Consider the following 17,866-nt stretch of genomic DNA (forward strand, 5'->3'; position numbering starts at 1 on the left):
AGAAACACATTCAGTGACTGACACTCCGCTTTCGCGGGCAAGCCCGCTCCCACATTTTGGTCGGTGTATTACTCAGGAATGCGCAGTGTCTGCCCTGGGTAAATCTTGTCCGGGTGCGACAACATCGGCTTGTTCGCCTCAAAAATCTTGTTGTACTGGTTGGCGTTGCCATACACCGCCAGGGAAATAGCGCTCAGCGTGTCGCCCTTCTTCACCACGACAAAACGCGCGGCCGCAACCACTGGGCCAGACACCGTAATCTGATCTTCAACACTGGCCACCCCGGCAATATTGCCTGCCGCCAGGATGATCTTTTCTTTCTCTTCCTGGCTGGCCACTTCACCCGTGATCGTCACCTTGTCGCCATCAACGGTGGCATGCACGTTCGGGTTGCCCAGCCCCACATCTTCAATGTGCTTTTTCAGATTCTCACCGGCGTTGGCATTGCCCGGTGTCAACAGGTCGATCAACTTCGCGCCCGCTTCCTTAACAAAGCTAAAAATGCTCATGGTTCGCTCTCCTTTGGGTTTAAGTTCCAGATGCCAAAGACTAGACCAGTCCTACAGAACCTGGTTCCAGCCCGACCAATGACCAGACGACTCCTACACGCGTTAGAATCCCCCCCGCCATTGGAACAAGCCCTGGAGCGAAGATGGACATCAAACAGCTGAAATTCCTCATCGCCCTCGACGAAACCCGTCACTTTGGCCAAGCCGCGGCACGTTGCCACATTACCCAGCCGACCCTGTCGATGCGCCTGCGCAGCCTCGAAGAAGAGCTCGACCTGCCGTTGGTCAATCGCGGCCAGCGCTTCGAAGGCTTTACCGCCCCCGGTGAACGCGTACTGGCCTGGGCGCGCACGGTGCTGGCCGCCTACGACGGCTTGCAGGCCGAAGCTGCCGCCTGTCGCGGCAACCTGGTCGGTACGTTGCGCCTGGGTGTGGTGCCGCTGTCGAGCTTTGATCCGCTGGCCTTGATGCAACAACTGCATAAAGAGCACCCCAGCCTGCGCTTTGAGTTGTCGGCGCTCAGCTCCGAGCAAATCCTTGAACAACTGGCGAGCAATCGCCTGGACCTCGGCGTGTCCTACCTGGAGCGCCTGGACAACGAACGCTTCGACTCCCTGGCCTTGGGCGAGACCCGTATGGGCCTGCTCTACGACCAGCGCTTCTTCAGCTTTGGCGATAAACCCCTGAGCTGGGAGGCCCTGACAGAATTGCCCCTGGGCATGCTCACCAGTGGCATGCACTTTCGCCAATCCATCGACCACAACTTCCACAGCCGTGGGCTCAACCCGCAACCGCTGCTGCAAACCGATGCCGTCCATCAGTTGTTACAAGCTGTGCACGGCGGCCTGTGTTGCGCAGTGATGCCGCTGGACGGCGGCCTGGACGCGTTGACCGAGCATTTGCGCCTGCAACCGATCGAAGACGCCCACACCCTGGCGCGCCTCGGGCTAATCATGCGCCGCAGCGCGCCGCGTTCGGCGTTGGCCGAAGCGTGTTTCGCGCTGTTTCAGAAATCGCAAAACCCGTCTTGATCGACGTCATCTATCGGTAGATCAGTACTGGCAATTAGACGCGACGCTTTGTCGCGCCTAGTCTGAACACTGATTAATCCGCCGGTGGTATTGCCCCATGAACGCCAAGCGTCCAGTCTGCGCGGCGCCCGCCCTTGATACAGCCGCGCCGGCCGCCAGCCAGAGCTATCAGTTTTGCAATCTCGAACACACCGAAGTCGCCAGCACCGCGCTGGCGGAAGAAGTGGCGTTGGCGATTGCCTATAACGACATCAGCCAGGCGGTCATGCTGGTGACGCCCACCGACTTGGAAGACTTTATCGTTGGCTTCAGCCTCGGCAGCGGCATTATCGCCGACGTTAGCGACATATATGACCTGAAGCTCAGTGGTTCAGGCTCGGCCCAATACGCCCAGGTGCAGATTTCCAGCCGTGCATTCTGGAACCTCAAGCAGCAGCGCCGCCAATTGGCCGGCACCAGCGGCTGTGGCCTGTGCGGCGTGGAAGCGGTGGAACAAGCCCTGCCCGACCTGCAAGTACTGCCCGGCGCGCCACTGCCGCCTGCCGAATGGCTCGACGGCCTGCGCCAGCGCATCAGTGCTTTCCAGCCTTTAGGCCAGCACAGCGGCGCCGTGCATGCCGCCGTGTTTATGAACAACAGAGGCGAATTGCTGCTGGGCCGCGAAGACATCGGCCGGCACAACGCCCTGGACAAGTTGATCGGCGCCCTGATCCGCCAAAAGATTCCGACCGACGGCGGCCTGGCGATTGTCACCAGCCGTTGCAGCCTGGAGCTGATCCAGAAAGTCCTGCGCGCGGGCATCCAGACCCTGGTCAGCCTGTCGTCGCCCACCGGCCTGGCCCTGCAATGGGCCCGCCGGCATAACCTCAATCTCATCCACCTGCCGCAGAAAAGTGCGCCGCGGGTCTACAGCCCTGCGATGGAGAACCAGCCGTGAGCAATCATAACCAAGCCGACCAAACCCCCACCCCACGCTACAAACCCTACAAAGGTGCAGCTGGCGGCTGGGGCGCGCTGATTAGCGTGGCGCAGGCCTGGCTGACCAGCGACAACGCCTTGAAAAACCTGCGCATGATGCTCAAGACCAACCAGAACGGCGGCTTCGACTGCCCGGGCTGCGCCTGGGGTGACTCGCCGGAAAGCGGCATGGTCAAGTTCTGCGAAAACGGCGCCAAGGCGGTGAACTGGGAAGCCACCAAGCGCCGCGTGGATGCGGCGTTTTTCGCCAAGCACAGTGTCACTTCGCTGACAGCACAAAGCGACTATTGGCTGGAATACCAGGGCCGCCTGACCGAGCCGATGCGCTACGACGCCGAAACCGACCGCTACCAGCCCATCAGCTGGGAAGCCGCGTTCGACCTGGTGGGCAAACACCTCAACGCCCTGCCCAGCCCGGACATGGCCGAGTTCTACACCTCGGGCCGCGCCAGCAACGAAGCGGCGTATCTGTACCAGCTGTTTGTGCGCTCGTTTGGCACCAACAACTTCCCGGATTGCTCGAACATGTGCCACGAAGCCAGCGGCGTCGCCCTGGCGCAGAGCGTGGGCGTGGGCAAAGGCACCGTTACCTTTGACGATTTTGAACATGCCGACGCGATTTTCGTGTGGGGCCAGAACCCCGGCACCAACCACCCACGCATGCTCGAACCGCTGCGCGAAGCGGTCACACGCGGCGCCCAGGTGGTGTGCATCAACCCGCTGAAAGAGCGCGGCCTGGAACGCTTCCAGCATCCACAGCACCCGCTGGAAATGCTCACCAACGGCGACAAGCCGACCAACACCGCCTACTTCCGCCCGGCGCTGGGTGGCGACATGGCCATCCTGCGCGGCATGGCCAAGTTCCTGCTGCTGTGGGAGCGCCAGGCCCAGGCCGAAGGCAAGGAAGCCGTGTTCGACCACGACTTCCTCAACGAACACACAGTCAACGTGCTGGATTACCTGGCTAAGATCGACGACACCTCCTGGGATGAAATCGTCGAGCAGTCCGGCCTGACCCTGGTGGAGATCGAGCAAGCGGCGCGCATGTACGCCAAAGGCAAGAACGTAATCATGTGCTGGGCCATGGGCATCACCCAGCACCGTCACTCGGTGCCGACCATCCAGGAAATCGCCAACCTGATGCTGCTGCGCGGCAACATCGGCCGCCCGGGCGCCGGCCTCTGCCCGGTGCGTGGCCACAGCAACGTGCAGGGCGACCGCACCATGGGCATCAACGAACGGCCACCGGTGGCGTTTCTCGACGCGCTGGAGCGTCGCTTTCAATTCCAGGTACCGCGCGAAAACGGCCACAACGTGGTGGAAGCGATCCACGCCATGCTCGAAGGCCGCTCCAAGGTGTTTATCGGTCTGGGCGGCAACTTTGCCCAAGCCACGCCAGACAGCCCGCGCACCTTTGAAGCCCTGCGCAACTGCGACCTGACTGTGCAGATCAGCACCAAGCTCAACCGCAGCCACCTGATGCACGGCAAGGACGCGCTGATCCTGCCGTGCCTGGGTCGTACCGACATCGACATCCAGGCCGATGGCCCGCAGGCGGTGACGGTGGAAGACTCGTTCAGCATGGTCCACGGCTCCAATGGCCAGTTGCAGCCGCTGTCGAAGCTGATGAAATCCGAACCCGCCATCTTGGCCGGTATCGCCGCCGCGACCCTGGGCAGCAAACCGGTGGACTGGAACTGGCTGGTGGCCGACTACGGGCGCATCCGCGACCTGATCGCCGACACCATTCCAGGCTTCAAGGACTTCAACGAGAAGATCAAACACCCGGGCGGTTTCTACCTGGGCAACTCCGCCGGTGCACGGCGCTGGAACACGCCGTCGGGCCGCGCCAACTTCCGCGCGAACATCCTGCCCAAGGACCTGATCCACGAACGCACCCATGCCACGGGCCGCGTGCCGGACCTGATTATGCAGTCGATGCGCTCCCACGATCAGTACAACACCACGATTTATGGCCTGGACGACCGCTACCGTGGGGTCAAGGGCCAGCGTGACGTGTTGTTCGTCAACGAAGCCGACATCATCCGCCTGGGCTTCAAGCCGGGGCAGAAGGCCGACATCGTGTCGCTGTGGGAAGATGGCCGTGAACGCCGGGTGAAAGGCTTCACCTTGCTGGCGTTTGATATTCCGGCGGGGCAAGCAGCTGCTTACTACCCGGAAGTGAACCCGCTGGTGCCACTGGAAAGCACCGGGGATGGCAGCCATACGCCGACGTCGAAATTCGTCGCGATCCGTTTGGAAGCCGCGAGCGACAACGGCTTGATTATGGCGCGCACGGCGTAGATCTGCGGGCACAAAAAAGGCCGCTTTTGCATAAAAGCGGCCATTCCGAAGAGTTAAAGACTCACTAAATCGACTTAAGTTCCCCAGTTAAAACAATAACTTAGCTAATTGTGCACAACTCGTGCTACTGGTCGGATTTCTATTGTCACCCTGTCGATACAGCCTCAGGATCGCGCCGTCATCCCCTTGAGGTTTCCCTGAATGAAGTTCTCCTCGATTCTCTTGTTGTCCCTTGGCCTGGTCAGTGGCGCAGCCATGGCCGGTGGCACCACCGAAGCCGGTGTAGGCGGCGCATTGGGCGGGGTTCTAGGTTCGGTTGTTGGCCAGCAGCTCGGCGGCAACACCGGTTCTACCATCGGCGCAGCCCTGGGCGGCGCGGGTGGCAGTGCGGTCGGCGCCGACAAACGCAGCCGTGGCGAAGCGGCCATTGGCGGCGCATTGGGCGCAGCGGGCGGCAACGTGGTCGGCCGCAGTGTCGGCGGCAGCACCGGCAGCCTGATCGGCGCAGCCGCCGGCGGTGGCGCAGGTGGCGCGCTGGGCAACTACATGGGCAACAAGAGCGACGACGATGATCGCCGTTCGCGCGACAACCGTCGTTATGATCGCGATGACCATCGTGGCCGTGGGCATGCTTACGGGCATCGCAAGAACAAGCATCACTACCGTCACCGGTAAGATTCAAAGAACACCACAGACCCAATGTGGAATGGGCTTGTGTGGGAGCGGGCTTGCTCGCGAATGCGGTGGGTCAGTCACTGATGTGTCGTCTGATACTCCGCATTCGCGAGCAAGCCCGCTCCCACATTTAGCTCCGCGGTGTTTATGGGATCGGGTCAGGCCACCAACCGCTGCAACGCCTCGCGCAACACCCCCGCAATCGCCACCGGCTGGTTCGACCCGCGCTCCACAAACACATGCACAAAGCGCCCCGCCGCGCAGGCGTCGTCTTCGCCCGCCTTGAACACCGCCAACTCGTACTGCACCGAACTATTGCCCAACTTGCCCACCCGCAGGCCGATCTCGATGTGCTCGGGAAAGGCGATCGACGCAAAGTAGTCGCACGCCGAGCTCACCACAAAGCCCACCACCTTACCGTCATGAATATCCAGACCACCCTGTTCGATCAGGTAGGTGTTCACCGCCGTGTCGAAGAAGCTGTAGTAGGTGACGTTGTTCACATGCCCATACACATCGTTGTCGTGCCAGCGCGTGATGATCGGCTGGAAGTGAAGGTAATCGGCACGTTGTGGCACTGAGTCAGGCATCGGGCGCATCTCGTGTAGGTGGGTTCAAAGGTCCTGCAAATGGGCTTCGGCCCACTCGCGTACCTCGGCATACGGATAGTCTTCCAGCGCAGCAAAGCCCGGAATACTCCGCGCCTTCAACTTGGTAAACAACGGCACGCTGATACCACCGAGGAATCGCGTCAGGCGTTCCGCTCCGGGCAGCTCGCCGATGTGCTGATGATGCCTGTGGATAAAATCACCGCACAGCCCCATGAAGTGTTTATCCACAAGCGGCGGCAACGCGGGCGGCGGCGGCAAGTGCGCGACATCGCCATGGCAAACCGAACAATGCCCGCAGCGCAGCGGTGCGTTTTCATCACCGAAATACTGCGCCAGACGCTGCCCCAGGCAACGCTCGGTGGCGAACAGGTCGAGCATGGCGTGAATCCGCGCCACCTCGCCGACCTCGTGCTGCTTGAAGCCTGTGTATAACTCGGCGCTCAACACCTGTGGATCAAAAGCCGTGTCCAGCAGGCTGTAGACCTCGGTCATCTGCTTGCTTTCCAACTCGATCAGGCCCTGTTCCTGGAAGTAATCCAGCGCTTTCACTACACGGTCGCGTCCGGCGTTGTGCTGTTGATACAGCGCGTCGAAATCCACCGTGGCCCAGCTCCTGGCACGCTTGCACACCTCGACAATCGCCGCGACAAACTGCTGCCGCTCGCCGCTGAACCTTGCCAACAACGCATCGGGTTCGACCAGGTACTTGAAGCGGTATTCCGCATAAAACGCGTAGCGCGGCGCAATCACGCCCTTGAGCTCCAACTGCACCAACAGGGTCTTCAGCGGCAGCTCGCGGATGTTGCTGTGGTCCGACAGCGAGCGCAGCAGAAACTCCCACTGCCCATCGCCCCGCGCCGCCTGCAACTCCTCCAGCACACGACGGATGCCGTCCTGCTCCGGCGTATCGCCATACACGAAGTTTTCCAGCACGTTGAGGCTGTCGCGGTTGGCCAACACCAGGCAGTCGGACGGCTGCCCGTCACGCCCCGCGCGGCCGATTTCCTGGCTGTAGTTCTCGATGGATTTGGGCAGGTCGAAGTGCACCACATTGCGGATATCACTCTTGTCGATACCCATGCCAAACGCGATGGTCGCGACGATGCAGTTGGAGCGCCCGCCCATGAAGCGCTGCTGGATGCCCTCGCGTTTATCGTGGGGCAGACCGGCGTGATAAGCCTCGGCCTGGATGCCGTTGCGATTGAGGTGCTCGGCAATCTGCTCGGCGGTTTTTTGCAGGGTCACGTAGACGATGCTCGGCTGGTCTGCCCGCTCGCTCATCCACTGCACCAGGCGTCGGCGCTTGTCCGCGCCGCTGACCGGTTCCACCAGCAGGTTGAGATTGGGCCTGTAGAAGCCGGTGGTGACCACATCGCCTGGCGCGATGGCGAACTTCGCCTGCATGTCGGCAATCACCTTAGGCGTTGCTGTAGCCGTCAACAGCAAGGCTTGTGGGATATTGAACTGCCGCTGGTAGTCCGGCAGCTTCAAATAGTCCGGACGGAAGTTGTGGCCCCATTCGGAAATACAGTGCGCCTCGTCCACCACCAACAGTGAAATCTGCACGCTTTGCAGGAAGTTGCGAAAGCGCTCGTTCTTCAAGCGCTCCACGGAAATCATCAGGATCTTCAACTCACCCGAACGCGCACGGGCCATCACGTCATTGGCGTCTTCGCGGCTCTGCGCCGAATCGATACTGCCCGCTGAAATGCCATGGCGCTGCAGGAAACCCAACTGATCCTGCATCAACGCCAACAACGGCGACACCACCAGCGTCAGGTGCGGCAGCAGCACGGCCGACAGCTGGTAGCACAGGGACTTGCCCGAGCCGGTGGGGAAAATCGCGGCGGCAGAACGGCCAGCCAGCACGGCGCTGACCGTCTGTTCCTGGCCCAAACGAAACTGTGGATAACCAAAGACCTGCTGGAGGGTGTCGTGCATAGGCTGTCACTCCATTGACCACTGAGTTGGCTTGAAAACATAGCCCGGGAAGTTCAGCGGATCGAGAAAGGTCGCATGGAAAAAAGAGACAGGATGATACACAGGACGCGGGATGGCCCAGGGCCGAAGTAGGAATTTTCCACAGATATAACAGGAAAACACAAAACCAAATGTGGGAGCGGGCTTGCTCGCGAATGCGGTAGTCCAGTCGAAATATCTGTGACTGATACACCGTATTCGCGAGCAAGCCCGCTCCCACATTTTGGTTCTGCGCTATGACGGAATCAGCGGTTCTTCACGCGCTCAATCGCCGTGTCATACACCGGATTGGCCTTCTGCTCCTTGGCCAACTGGTAGTGACGCAACGCATCCTGGAACTGCCCGGCCGCTTCATAGATCCGCGCAATGTTGTAGTAAGACCCGGCACGCACGGTCGCCGCATTCGCACCCGACGCCAACGCGATGGCCTTGCGGTTGGCCCAGATCGACTCGGCAGTGTTGCCGGCTTTCTGATACGCCAGACCGAGGTTGCCGTAAGCCTTGCCGAAGCTGTTATCCAGATCGATGGCCTGGCGGAAGTAGTCAATCGCCTGATCCAGGTTACCCGCCTGGTAGGCTGCTTCACCTTTCAGGTTCAGCTTCTTCGCATCAGCCTGTACGGACGAGCTGACAACCACTTCGGTGACGGCCACGCTGTCATCCAGCAACGGTTTCACTTCGTTCAGCACGTTCGCCGCATTCACGATGACGCCGGTGAAGCTGTTGATGTCCTGGAAGTCGCCGCTGCCGGTCATGCGGAACACGGTCCACAGGTTGCCGGTGCGGTTTTTCGGCACGTAGTAGGTGCGGACCAGGGATTGCCCCATGTACACGAACACCTTGGCTTCGCTGTCGGACAGCTGGGTCGAATTCGGGTAGGACTGGTTGGAGTAGTCATGCACGGCATACACGTAGCTTTCGCCGTAGTGCTTTTTCTGCAGGGTGATGGTTTCCGGGCCGTAGCTGTCGGTGTCATCCACGTCCAGCTCGGCATCAGTACCTTTTTTGCTGGCGTAGTAGATGTTGTTGCCCGGGAAAATCATGTGGGAGTCGAGGTCGGAAGGGTTGCGGCCCCAGGTCAGCACGACGCGCAGGCCGTCGAGGTTTTCCATCACCGGGCTGACCGCGTAGGTCATGCCCTTGCACGGGCACTTCACCACCAGGTTGGAATAGCCGGGCTTCTTGATGATTAGCAGGCTGCTGCCGTCATCGGCGGCCGTACTGGTGAGGACCACCTGGCCTTGGGCGTTGGTGCGGCCCACGACGTTTTGCGCGCCGTTGCGTTGCAGCAGCACTTCGGCGTCGGCGATTTTCTGGTCCTTGACCACTGCGCTGAGCACTTCAATCGGCAACTGTTCGGCCTGGACTGAAAACGCGACCGCACACAATGACATCGCCGAGGCGACACGAAGCAAACCCATGCTTAACTCCCTTTAAGTAGTGGGCGGAATCGCCCTACAAGATTTTGCGCTGCAACATACGCTGAATTCTGCGAGCTGGCAGTTTTTTTGTACAAAATGTGACGTGGTTTTTATCGCGCCTGCCCTAAGAAGCATTGCGCTACAATCAAGCCTTGCCACCCCGGAGTACGCTGCGATGAGCGAACTGACGTTTGAGCAAAAACAGGATCATTACCACAAGATCCGCCGGTCCAATTACCTGGCCAGCCTGCGCCTGGAAGGGTTCGACACCCAACCGGCCGACGTCGACAAACCCCTGCCGACCCGCGAAGCCGTCCTTGCCAAGTACCGCGACACCCCACGCTGATGCTCGACAAATATGGTGTGGGCCAGGACCCGTATTGCTATCCCGGTAGCAGCGTGCTGCGCAACCGCCTCGATCTGCACGACGAAGCCCGCCTGCACCAGGCTGAGCGGGAACTCTCCGAAATCGCCGTAGGCAACCTCCCACTCTTCCCACCGCCCTACGACCTCGATCGCCTGCAACACATCCACCGCATCCTGTTCGGCGACCTCTACGACTGGGCCGGCGAACTGCGCAGCGTCAACATCCAGAAAGGCGACACCCTGTTCTGCACCCCGGAACGCATCCCACCGGAAGCGGCGAAAATCATCCGGCGTATGCAAGAGGCCAACTGGTATGTCGGCGCGACCCAGGCTGAACTGGTAACGCAGATTGCCGAGGCATACGGCGACCTCAACGTCATCCACCCCTTCCGCGAAGGCAACGGCCGGGCGCAGCGGATCTTGTTTGAACAGATCATTGTGAATGCGGGGTTTTCGGTGAACTGGTGGCTGGTGAAACACGCCGCTTGGGTGCCGGCGAATATTGATGCGGTGGCGTGTGACTACCGGGGGTTGGAGGCGATTTTTGAGCGGTGTATCAGCAGACCTGCCAGCAGTTAATCGCTCTCAGCCACACCGCTAAACCTGTGGGAGCTGGCTTGTCGAGTCGTCGCACCGCTGCGATCGCGGTGTTTCAGCCGATAATTCCCTACCTGACCCACCGCCATCGCGGGCAAGCCCGGCTCCCACAGTTGGCGCGTTTTTCCTGTGAAATCACTGCCAAGCTACCAATGCCGGACGGCGCTGTAAGAAACTGCCAAACACCACGCCATCCGCTTCTGAAACTGCTTAAAACGCGCACGCCCCCCTCTACAAAATCCACATTCGCCTGACCGAAACTAGCGCCCTTTCCATGGACTGGGCAAAACCCTGTGAACATCGAAAGGACTCAATACATCGGCCACTACGGCGTCACTTTCACGGTGATTCGCCTCAGAGTGATGCCCAGCGACCGACGAGCGCTCAACACCCTTTGCCTGCTAGAAGCAAAAACTTCGGCCGTAGAAATTCGCATGCGACTGCTGAACCTTTACGAAAAAATGCTCGCCGGAGATATACCGTGTCTCATGACCGTGGTCATTTCAAAACCACTGACAAGAAAACAGGCAGACAGTCTGAACAACCGAAACAACCTCATCAAAGAAATCATTTCTGGTGCAGTGGCAGCCCCTGTGGGACTCATTTCCAGCAAAGCAGAGTCGATGGTAGAAAATGCTGTTAGCGATTTGATATCTCGCAGGCTCCGCAACTTCCATAGCGCAGACATCATCATAGGCCTAGAGGCTCAGGTCAGCGGGGGAATAGGCCCGCAGCGTTCAAGCATCTCAATACATGTGTACTCAGATGAACCATAGTCAGTGGATCTACCTACAAACAGCACTGTTTTTTGCCCTCCATCTACTGCTCTATTACAAAATAACCGACTGCATCTTAAGAAAACGCTTCGCCGTCACCTTCATCGCAACGGGGTTAACCTTGTTGTGTTGGCTACCCTACGTCGCCATCATCCTGAGCATTCAACTCTTACCTCTCGCCCTAATCTTGATAGGCTTGGCACTCTTCATCACCCGCAACAAATACCGTCTGCAACGCGACCATCCCCCTCACCCACTCCTGCGTGCCCCCACCATGAACCTCGCCGCCGACTTCCCCGAAGACCTCGCCATGCAGCAACTCCTGCAACTGCTGCACGAAGAAATCGGCCTGCCGAAACACAAGACCCTGCGCCTGCAAACCGCGATCAACTTCGACCTCGGTTGCGACGGCGCGGAGGCCAAGCAATTCATGGAAGCCGTGGAGGAGGAGTTTGCCCTCGATATGGGCGACTACGACGCGTACCGCTACTTCAACCCGCCGGTGTTCGATGTCTTCCTGAAACATCGCGCCAAGGGTCGAGGCGACAAAATCCCGCTGACCATCGGCATGTTGTACCTGGCAATCAAGACGCAAAGATGGGACACACAAACCCTGGAAAACCTCAGCTGACCTCAACAACACAGAGCCCCCACTGTGGGAGCGGGTTTGCTCGCGAAAGCGGTGGGTCAGTCACTGAATTTATATCTGACCCACCGCATTCGCGAGCAAGCCCGCTCCCACATTCGATCTGCGCTAATCTGGCAAGCCACGCACGAACCAACAAGGACCTTACATGGACGTAACAATGGGCCTGCTGGCCGCCCTGCTCTGGGGTGGCACGGACTTCCTCGTGGGCCTCAACGCCCGCGCCGTCGGCGTTAAACGTGCGGTGTACTTCGGCCAAGCCCTGGGCTTTTTGATCATGACCCTGTTGCTGGTCATCTTCCCGACCTTCCTCTTCAAGTCCCTCGACGCACCGCTGAGCGTCTGGCTCCTCGGCATCGCCGCCGCCCTGCTCACCGTCTCCGGCGCCCTCGCGCTGTCCAAGGCGTTCGCCCTCGGCAAAGCCGCCATCGTCGCGCCGCTGGTAACGTCCTACGGCGTCGTCACCACGCTGCTGTCCTGGGCCAGCGGTGAGCACATCAGCCAGCTTCAAGTGGGCTGCATCGCCCTGTGCGTGATCGGCGTGATCCTCTCCAGCCTCCACAAGGACAACGGCACACCTCACAACCACCCACGGCTGTCCATCGCCTACGCCATGCTCGCCGCAACGTTGTACGGCACCAGCTTCTGGCTGCAGGGCCGATACACGCTGCCGGCGCTGGGACCGATCAGCATGTTGTGGCTGGGTTACCTGGTGGGCCTGTGCGTACTGGTGATGATGGTGCTGAGGATCAAGGATGGCCTGAAAATCCCGCCACTGAAAAACTGCGCGACGCTGACCGGGGCAAGCCTGATGAACCTGGGTGGGTTCTCGGCGTTTTCGTGGGGGGCGATGGCGGGGTCGGTGTCGGTGGTGACGGTGATTAGTACGTTGTCGGGGGGGATTGCGGCGATTCTGGGGTTTGTGTTTTTCAAGGAGCGGTTGTCGGCGGTGCAGGTGCTGGGCGTTGTACTCGTACTCGTCGGCGCCGTGGTCTTGCACATCGCCGACTAACTACCCACGCACAAAAAAGCCGCCTCAAAAGAGGCGGCTTTTTCACAACTACCGAATCTTACAACTTAGGACCGGCAGCCTTGATCGCATCGCTCACTTCAAACTTCTTGAAGTTCTCGATGAACAAGCCAGCCAGCGCCTTCGCGGCTTCATCGTAGGCAGCCTTGTCGGCCCAGGTGTTGCGTGGGTTCAACAGGCCGGTCTCAACGCCCGGTACGGCCAGTGGCACGTCGAGGTTGATGGTGTCGAGGTGTTCGGTCTCAGCACCGATCAACGCGCCGCTCTGGATCGCTGCGATCACGCCGCGAGTGGTCGGGATGTTGAAGCGGTTGCCAACGCCGTAGCCGCCGCCGGTCCAGCCGGTGTTGACCAGGTAGACCTTGGAGCCGAAGCCGCGGATGCGCTTGATCAGCAGCTCTGCGTATTCGCCAGCCGGGCGCGGGAAGAACGGTGCGCCGAAGCAGGTGGAGAAGGTCGACTTGATGCCGCCGCCGGAACCCATTTCGGTCGAGCCCACCAGTGCGGTGTAGCCGGACAGGAAGTGGTAGGCCGCTTGTTCTTCGCTGAGGATCGACACCGGTGGCAGTACGCCAGTCAGGTCGCAGGTCAGGAAGATCACCGCGTTTGGCTCGCCGCCCAGGTTCTTCTCGGAACGCTTGGCAACGTGTTCCAGCGGGTAGGCAGCGCGGCTGTTCTGGGTCAGGCTGACGTCGGTGTAGTCGGCGTGCTTGGCGTCGTCGATCACGACGTTTTCCAGCACGGCGCCGTGCTTGATGGCTTTCCAGATGACGGGCTCGTTCTTCTCGGAGAGGTCGATGCACTTGGCATAGCAACCGCCTTCGATGTTGAACACCACGCCTTCGCCCCAGCCGTGTTCGTCGTCACCGATCAGGTAACGGCTTTCGTCGGCGGACAGGGTGGTTTTACCGGTGCCCGACAGACCGAAGAACAGGGTCACGTCGCCTGCTTCGCCGATGTTGGCGGCGCAGTGCATTGGCAGCACGTCGGAAGCCGGCAGCAGGAAGTTCTGCACCGAGAACATGGCTTTTTTCATTTCACCGGCGTAACGCATGCCGGCGATCAGCACTTTCTTCTGCGCGAAGTTGAGGATCACGCAACCGTCGGAGTTGGTGCCGTCACGCTCTGGCACGCACTCGAAGTTGGCCACGTTGAGCACTTGCCATTCATCACGGCCGGCCGGGTTGTACTGGGCCGGGTTGATGAACAGGCAACGACCGAACAGGTTCTGCCAGGCCGTCTGGGTGGTCATTTTCACGGCGAGGTAGTGGTCTTCGGCCGCCCCTACGTGAACGTGGGAAACGAAATGCTCTTGCGCATTGTTGAAGGCCTCGACGCGAGCCCACAGGGCATCGAACTTGTCGGCCGGGAACTTGCGGTTGATCGGGCCCCAGGCGATGGCATCCTGGGTAGTAGGCTCTTCAACGATGAAACGATCGACTGGCGAACGACCGGTACGGTGACCGGTTTCTACGACCAGCGCGCCAGTATCGGCAAGCACGCCTTCACCGCGCTGCAGGGCTTCTTTGACCAGATCGTCAACACTCAGATCGGTGTATACGGCGTTATTGGCTTGCGTCATGAGGTTCCCCGTCGGCCTATGGCCGAGTGCTCCAAACGTTTTGTAGTAGAAAGTTGCGCACTACTACCGCGAAAAAAGTGGGCCGGATTATGCCAGAAAAGCCCAAAAAGAGTAGGGCCCTCCCGTCAGAACTGCGCTAATCCGGCGTTTGTCAGGTGATTTACCTGTGCTTAAACGTTTTAGTGGCGGGTGTCGGAAGGGGTGTCGATGCCTGCGCCGGCGAACAACTGCGCTACATCGGCGGCATCGAACAGGTAACGCTCATTGCAGAACTGGCAGTCGATCTCGATATGGCCGCCGTGCTCCACCACCAGGTTCTGTGCATCTTCCAGGCCCAGGCTGACCAGCGCATTGGCCGAGCGCTCGCGCGAGCAGCTGCAATTGAAGCGCAGGGCCTGTGCGTCGAATAGACGCACGGCTTCTTCGTGGTAGAGGCGGTGCAGGATGGTTTCGTTGCTCAGGCCCAGCAGTTCTTCCGCCGTAAGCGTGCCGGCCAGGGCGGTGAGGCCGCGCCAGCTTTCCGCACGATCGTCGTCGTCCTTGATGCGGTCGGCGGGCAGTTGTTGCAGCAGCAGGCCACGGGCGCGATGGCCGTCGGCGTTGAGCCAGAACTTGGTGCCCACTTGCTGGGACATCACGAAATAATTGGTGAAGCAGTCCGACAGGGTCTCGCCGTCGAGGTCGACGATGCCCTGGTAGCGCTGGCCTTCGGTCGGATCGACGGTGAGCGCCAACACGCCATTGGGCATCAGGTCGGACAGGGTCGCATCCGGGGCGATCTGGTCGACGTCGTAACGGGCCAGGCCACGGATCTCGCGCTCGCTGGAGCACTCGATCATCAGCATCGGGATCGGGCCTTCGGAACGGGCCTGCAGGATCAGCAGACCGTCGAACTTCATGGTGCCCACCAGCAGCGCCGCAGCCGCCATCAACTCACCGAGCAATTGCGCGACCGGCTCAGGATAGGCGTGCTTGGCGAGGACTTCGGCGTAGCTGCGCTCCAGCGACACCAGTTCGCCCCGGGCGTCGGTCTCGTCGAAGATGAAGCGTTGGGTGAAGTCGGTATCCGGTAGATCAGTCATAGGTCTGGGTATCTGAATTGAAGAATATTGACGCGAAGATGCTGCAGTTTATGAACAAACCGAGGCAGTTCCAAGCCAAGTGACGCTTTGGGCGATTGCCGGTGGCCTCAATCGTCGTTCCCGCTGCCGCGAAACTTGAACAGGTCGCGGCGCTGCTTCTTGCTCGGCTTGCCATCGGTGGTCATGCCGATGGCGCCGGCCTTGCGCATCGCCGCCGCATTTTCGCGCTTGGCGATGCTGGCGTCGGTCTCGGCGTACAGCGCCTGGGCTTCCGGCGCACCACGGCGCACAGCGGAAAGCGCCTGTACTACGACAGTCTTTTCATCAAACCCTGTACGAATCTGGAACTCATCTCCGACGCGCGGTTCCTTGCCTGGCTTGCAGCGCTCGCCGCGATGGTGCACCTTGCCGCTCTCGATGGCGGCCTTGGCCAGGGCACGGGTCTTATAGAAACGCGCCGCCCACAGCCACTTGTCCAAGCGGACCTTTTCTTCCTCTTCCTGCTTTTGAGCCACTTGAATTCCTCGCTCTGAAAAATGTCGCAACTTTACCGTTGAAACCCTTCGACGCATAAACCTCAAGGCTCACCTAAGATACGCCAGGCGGCTGGAGTTTTACGTGACTTTCCATTGCATCGACTGATTACCGGCGGCTGAGCGATATCTGTCGCCATTTGCCGAATATTCTGCGTGAATACCGCGAATTCGGCGCCACCCCGTCACGGAGGGTCGGGGACTGTCACAATCCATGCGCAGTTGGACGTTACTGTCCTCGAAGACTTCGAAACATTTCTGAATGACCGGTTACCCATATTGAAGACATTTGACCATTTGACCGTTGTGGGTCTGCGTGAGTGGGTGGCACTTCCCGACTTGGGAGTGGCCGGCCTGCGCGCCAAGATCGACACCGGCGCCAGCACCTCAAGCCTGCACGCCACCGATATCGAGCCTTTTGAGCGCGACGGTGAGAACTGGGTGCGCTTTACCGCGCACCTGGGCAGCGTGGTGCAATTGCGTCACCGCCGCTGTGAAGCGCCCCTGGTGACGATGAAAACCATCAAGAGCTCCAACGGCCATGCGCAGGTGCGCTATGTCATCAGCACCACCCTCGCGCTGGGTGATCGGGTCTGGCGGGTGGAATTCACCCTGGCCTGCCGCAAAGCCATGCGTTACCGCCTGTTGCTCGGCTCCAAGGCGCTGATTGACGGCCAGTTGGTGGTCAATCCAGGCGTCAAGTACGTTCAAGACAAGCCGGTGTTCCCGGTCTCTACTATTTCTGCCCCAGGTGCTGCATGAAGATTGCTGTGCTGTCGCGAAACCCGCGTCTGTATTCCACCCGCCGCCTGGTCGAGGCCGGCACCGAACGTGGCCACGAAATGGTGGTGATCGACACGTTGCGTGCCTATATGAACATTGCCAGCCACAAGCCGCAGATCCATTACCGGGGCAAACCCCTGGAAGGCTTCGATGCGGTGATCCCGCGTATCGGCGCTTCGGTGACGTTTTATGGCTGCGCGGTGTTGCGCCAGTTTGAAATGATGGGCGTGTTCCCCCTCAATGAATCGGTGGCCATCGCCCGTTCGCGGGACAAACTGCGCTCGCTGCAACTGCTGTCACGCCGGGGCATCGGCCTGCCGGTCACCGGTTTTGCCCACTCACCGGACGACATCCCCGACCTGATCGAGATGGTCAACGGCGCACCGCTGGTGATAAAGGTGCTGGAAGGCACCCAAGGCATTGGCGTGGTGCTGTGTGAAACCGCGACGGCAGCAGAGTCGGTGATCGAGGCGTTCATGGGCCTCAAGCAGAACATCATGGTGCAGGAATACATCAAGGAAGCCGGCGGTGCGGATATCCGCTGCTTCGTGGTAGGCGACAAGGTGATTGCGGCGATGAAACGCCAGGCCAAGCCGGGTGAATTCCGCTCCAACCTGCACCGTGGCGGCAGCGCCAGCCTGATTAAGATCACCCCGGAAGAGCGCATGACCGCGCTGCGAGCGGCCAAGGTCATGGGGTTGAGCGTGGCGGGTGTGGATATCCTGCGTTCCAACCATGGGCCGCTGGTGATGGAGGTCAACTCATCGCCGGGCCTGGAAGGGATTGAAACCACCACGGGCAAGGATGTGGCGGGGATCATCATTCAGCACCTGGAGAAGAATGGCGGGCCGAATATGACGCGGACCAAGGGCAAGGGCTGATTTAGACAGACACCACAAAAAACTGTGGGAGCTGGCTTGCCTGCGATAGCGGTGGTTCAGTCAACAACTATGTTGAATGTG

The 17,866-nt window shown here is 60.1% G+C and carries 18 protein-coding genes; 11 read left to right on the forward strand and 7 right to left on the reverse strand.

What is annotated here, in order from left to right:
* Positions 1-68 precede the first annotated feature (68 nt).
* Positions 69-509, reverse strand: coding sequence for a peptidoglycan-binding protein LysM (gene lysM / locus NUV89_RS19595; RefSeq protein ID WP_257782597.1), 441 nt, complete (start codon positions 507-509; stop codon positions 69-71).
* 143 nt (positions 510-652) lie between these two features.
* Between lysM and NUV89_RS19600 the strand changes: the two genes are divergently transcribed.
* From NUV89_RS19600 to NUV89_RS19615, 4 genes are all read left to right on the forward strand, one after another.
* Complete coding sequence (locus NUV89_RS19600; RefSeq protein ID WP_017737568.1) at positions 653-1,540, forward strand: LysR family transcriptional regulator; 888 nt, start codon at positions 653-655, stop codon at positions 1,538-1,540.
* Positions 1,541-1,637: 97 nt separating this feature from the next.
* Positions 1,638-2,477 carry a formate dehydrogenase accessory sulfurtransferase FdhD gene (gene fdhD / locus NUV89_RS19605; protein WP_257782598.1) on the forward strand — a complete coding sequence of 280 codons (840 nt, stop codon included), beginning with the start codon at positions 1,638-1,640 and terminating at the stop codon, positions 2,475-2,477.
* Positions 2,474-4,822, forward strand: a complete 2,349-nt coding sequence (locus NUV89_RS19610; RefSeq protein WP_257782599.1) for an FdhF/YdeP family oxidoreductase — start codon at positions 2,474-2,476, stop codon at positions 4,820-4,822. Before fdhD ends, NUV89_RS19610 begins: the two co-directional genes overlap by 4 nt.
* Positions 4,823-5,023: 201 nt before the next feature.
* Positions 5,024-5,497 carry a glycine zipper domain-containing protein gene (locus tag NUV89_RS19615; protein WP_017737565.1) on the forward strand — a complete coding sequence of 158 codons (474 nt, stop codon included), beginning with the start codon at positions 5,024-5,026 and terminating at the stop codon, positions 5,495-5,497.
* Positions 5,498-5,655: 158 nt separating this feature from the next.
* Here the strand turns inward: NUV89_RS19615 and NUV89_RS19620 are convergent, their stop codons facing one another.
* The 3 genes from NUV89_RS19620 to NUV89_RS19630 all read right to left on the reverse strand — a co-directional run bounded on the left by NUV89_RS19620 (position 5,656) and on the right by NUV89_RS19630 (position 9,509).
* Positions 5,656-6,087, reverse strand: a complete 432-nt coding sequence (locus tag NUV89_RS19620) for a thioesterase family protein (RefSeq protein ID WP_257782600.1) — start codon at positions 6,085-6,087, stop codon at positions 5,656-5,658.
* A 24-nt stretch (positions 6,088-6,111) separates the two neighbouring features.
* Complete coding sequence (locus NUV89_RS19625) at positions 6,112-8,049, reverse strand: ATP-dependent DNA helicase RecQ (protein WP_257782601.1); 1,938 nt, start codon at positions 8,047-8,049, stop codon at positions 6,112-6,114.
* A 284-nt stretch (positions 8,050-8,333) separates the two neighbouring features.
* The gene (locus tag NUV89_RS19630; RefSeq protein ID WP_257782602.1) at positions 8,334-9,509 is read right to left on the reverse strand and encodes a tetratricopeptide repeat protein; all 1,176 of its coding nucleotides are present in this window, start codon (positions 9,507-9,509) and stop codon (positions 8,334-8,336) included.
* 175 nt (positions 9,510-9,684) lie between these two features.
* On the opposite strand from NUV89_RS19630, the gene NUV89_RS19635 reads away from it, so the two are divergent.
* The 5 genes from NUV89_RS19635 (at position 9,685) to NUV89_RS19655 (ending at position 12,906) form a co-directional block, all read left to right on the forward strand.
* Positions 9,685-9,855: a YhfG family protein gene (locus NUV89_RS19635; protein WP_017737561.1), complete on the forward strand. Its 171-nt coding sequence runs from the start codon at positions 9,685-9,687 to the stop codon at positions 9,853-9,855.
* Positions 9,855-10,454: a putative adenosine monophosphate-protein transferase Fic gene (locus NUV89_RS19640; RefSeq protein WP_257782603.1), complete on the forward strand. Its 600-nt coding sequence runs from the start codon at positions 9,855-9,857 to the stop codon at positions 10,452-10,454. Before NUV89_RS19635 ends, NUV89_RS19640 begins: the two co-directional genes overlap by 1 nt.
* A 311-nt stretch (positions 10,455-10,765) precedes the next feature.
* Positions 10,766-11,248, forward strand: a complete 483-nt coding sequence (locus NUV89_RS19645) for a hypothetical protein (protein ID WP_257782604.1) — start codon at positions 10,766-10,768, stop codon at positions 11,246-11,248.
* A gap of 274 nt (positions 11,249-11,522) precedes the next feature.
* Complete coding sequence (locus NUV89_RS19650; protein WP_257782605.1) at positions 11,523-11,879, forward strand: DUF1493 family protein; 357 nt, start codon at positions 11,523-11,525, stop codon at positions 11,877-11,879.
* Positions 11,880-12,042: 163 nt separating this feature from the next.
* Positions 12,043-12,906, forward strand: coding sequence for a DMT family transporter (locus NUV89_RS19655; RefSeq protein WP_257782606.1), 864 nt, complete (start codon positions 12,043-12,045; stop codon positions 12,904-12,906).
* A gap of 58 nt (positions 12,907-12,964) precedes the next feature.
* Here NUV89_RS19655 and NUV89_RS19660 read toward each other — a convergent pair whose 3' ends face one another.
* The 3 genes from NUV89_RS19660 to NUV89_RS19670 all read right to left on the reverse strand — a co-directional run bounded on the left by NUV89_RS19660 (position 12,965) and on the right by NUV89_RS19670 (position 16,103).
* Complete coding sequence (locus tag NUV89_RS19660) at positions 12,965-14,506, reverse strand: phosphoenolpyruvate carboxykinase (RefSeq protein WP_124526207.1); 1,542 nt, start codon at positions 14,504-14,506, stop codon at positions 12,965-12,967.
* Between the two features lie 179 nt (positions 14,507-14,685).
* The gene (gene hslO / locus NUV89_RS19665; RefSeq protein WP_257782607.1) at positions 14,686-15,588 is read right to left on the reverse strand and encodes an Hsp33 family molecular chaperone HslO; all 903 of its coding nucleotides are present in this window, start codon (positions 15,586-15,588) and stop codon (positions 14,686-14,688) included.
* A gap of 107 nt (positions 15,589-15,695) precedes the next feature.
* On the reverse strand, positions 15,696-16,103 hold the full coding sequence (locus NUV89_RS19670; RefSeq protein ID WP_257782608.1) for an RNA-binding S4 domain-containing protein: 408 nt from the start codon (positions 16,101-16,103) through the stop codon (positions 15,696-15,698).
* A 330-nt stretch (positions 16,104-16,433) separates the two neighbouring features.
* Between NUV89_RS19670 and NUV89_RS19675 the strand changes: the two genes are divergently transcribed.
* Positions 16,434-16,883: an ATP-dependent zinc protease gene (locus NUV89_RS19675; protein ID WP_177325340.1), complete on the forward strand. Its 450-nt coding sequence runs from the start codon at positions 16,434-16,436 to the stop codon at positions 16,881-16,883.
* Positions 16,880-17,785: a 30S ribosomal protein S6--L-glutamate ligase gene (rimK, locus tag NUV89_RS19680; protein WP_003187674.1), complete on the forward strand. Its 906-nt coding sequence runs from the start codon at positions 16,880-16,882 to the stop codon at positions 17,783-17,785. The genes NUV89_RS19675 and rimK overlap by 4 nt, the downstream gene beginning before the upstream one ends.
* The last annotated feature ends 81 nt before the right edge of the window (positions 17,786-17,866 follow it).

Origin of the sequence: Pseudomonas sp. 18.1.10 (assembly GCF_024655625.1) — a bacterium.
Lineage (GTDB): Bacteria > Pseudomonadota > Gammaproteobacteria > Pseudomonadales > Pseudomonadaceae > Aquipseudomonas.

Coding starts and splice junctions, on each gene's coding strand:
- NUV89_RS19655 (WP_257782606.1), top strand. CDS start 12,043: ATGGACGTAACAATGGGCCTGCTGGCCGCCCTGCTCTGGGGTGGCACG.
- NUV89_RS19625 (WP_257782601.1), bottom strand. CDS start 8,049: ATGCACGACACCCTCCAGCAGGTCTTTGGTTATCCACAGTTTCGTTTG.
- NUV89_RS19630 (WP_257782602.1), bottom strand. CDS start 9,509: ATGGGTTTGCTTCGTGTCGCCTCGGCGATGTCATTGTGTGCGGTCGCG.
- rimK (WP_003187674.1), top strand. CDS start 16,880: ATGAAGATTGCTGTGCTGTCGCGAAACCCGCGTCTGTATTCCACCCGC.
- NUV89_RS19660 (WP_124526207.1), bottom strand. CDS start 14,506: ATGACGCAAGCCAATAACGCCGTATACACCGATCTGAGTGTTGACGAT.
- lysM (WP_257782597.1), bottom strand. CDS start 509: ATGAGCATTTTTAGCTTTGTTAAGGAAGCGGGCGCGAAGTTGATCGAC.
- NUV89_RS19600 (WP_017737568.1), top strand. CDS start 653: ATGGACATCAAACAGCTGAAATTCCTCATCGCCCTCGACGAAACCCGT.
- NUV89_RS19640 (WP_257782603.1), top strand. CDS start 9,855: ATGCTCGACAAATATGGTGTGGGCCAGGACCCGTATTGCTATCCCGGT.
- NUV89_RS19620 (WP_257782600.1), bottom strand. CDS start 6,087: ATGCCTGACTCAGTGCCACAACGTGCCGATTACCTTCACTTCCAGCCG.
- NUV89_RS19635 (WP_017737561.1), top strand. CDS start 9,685: ATGAGCGAACTGACGTTTGAGCAAAAACAGGATCATTACCACAAGATC.
- hslO (WP_257782607.1), bottom strand. CDS start 15,588: ATGACTGATCTACCGGATACCGACTTCACCCAACGCTTCATCTTCGAC.
- fdhD (WP_257782598.1), top strand. CDS start 1,638: ATGAACGCCAAGCGTCCAGTCTGCGCGGCGCCCGCCCTTGATACAGCC.
- NUV89_RS19650 (WP_257782605.1), top strand. CDS start 11,523: ATGAACCTCGCCGCCGACTTCCCCGAAGACCTCGCCATGCAGCAACTC.
- NUV89_RS19615 (WP_017737565.1), top strand. CDS start 5,024: ATGAAGTTCTCCTCGATTCTCTTGTTGTCCCTTGGCCTGGTCAGTGGC.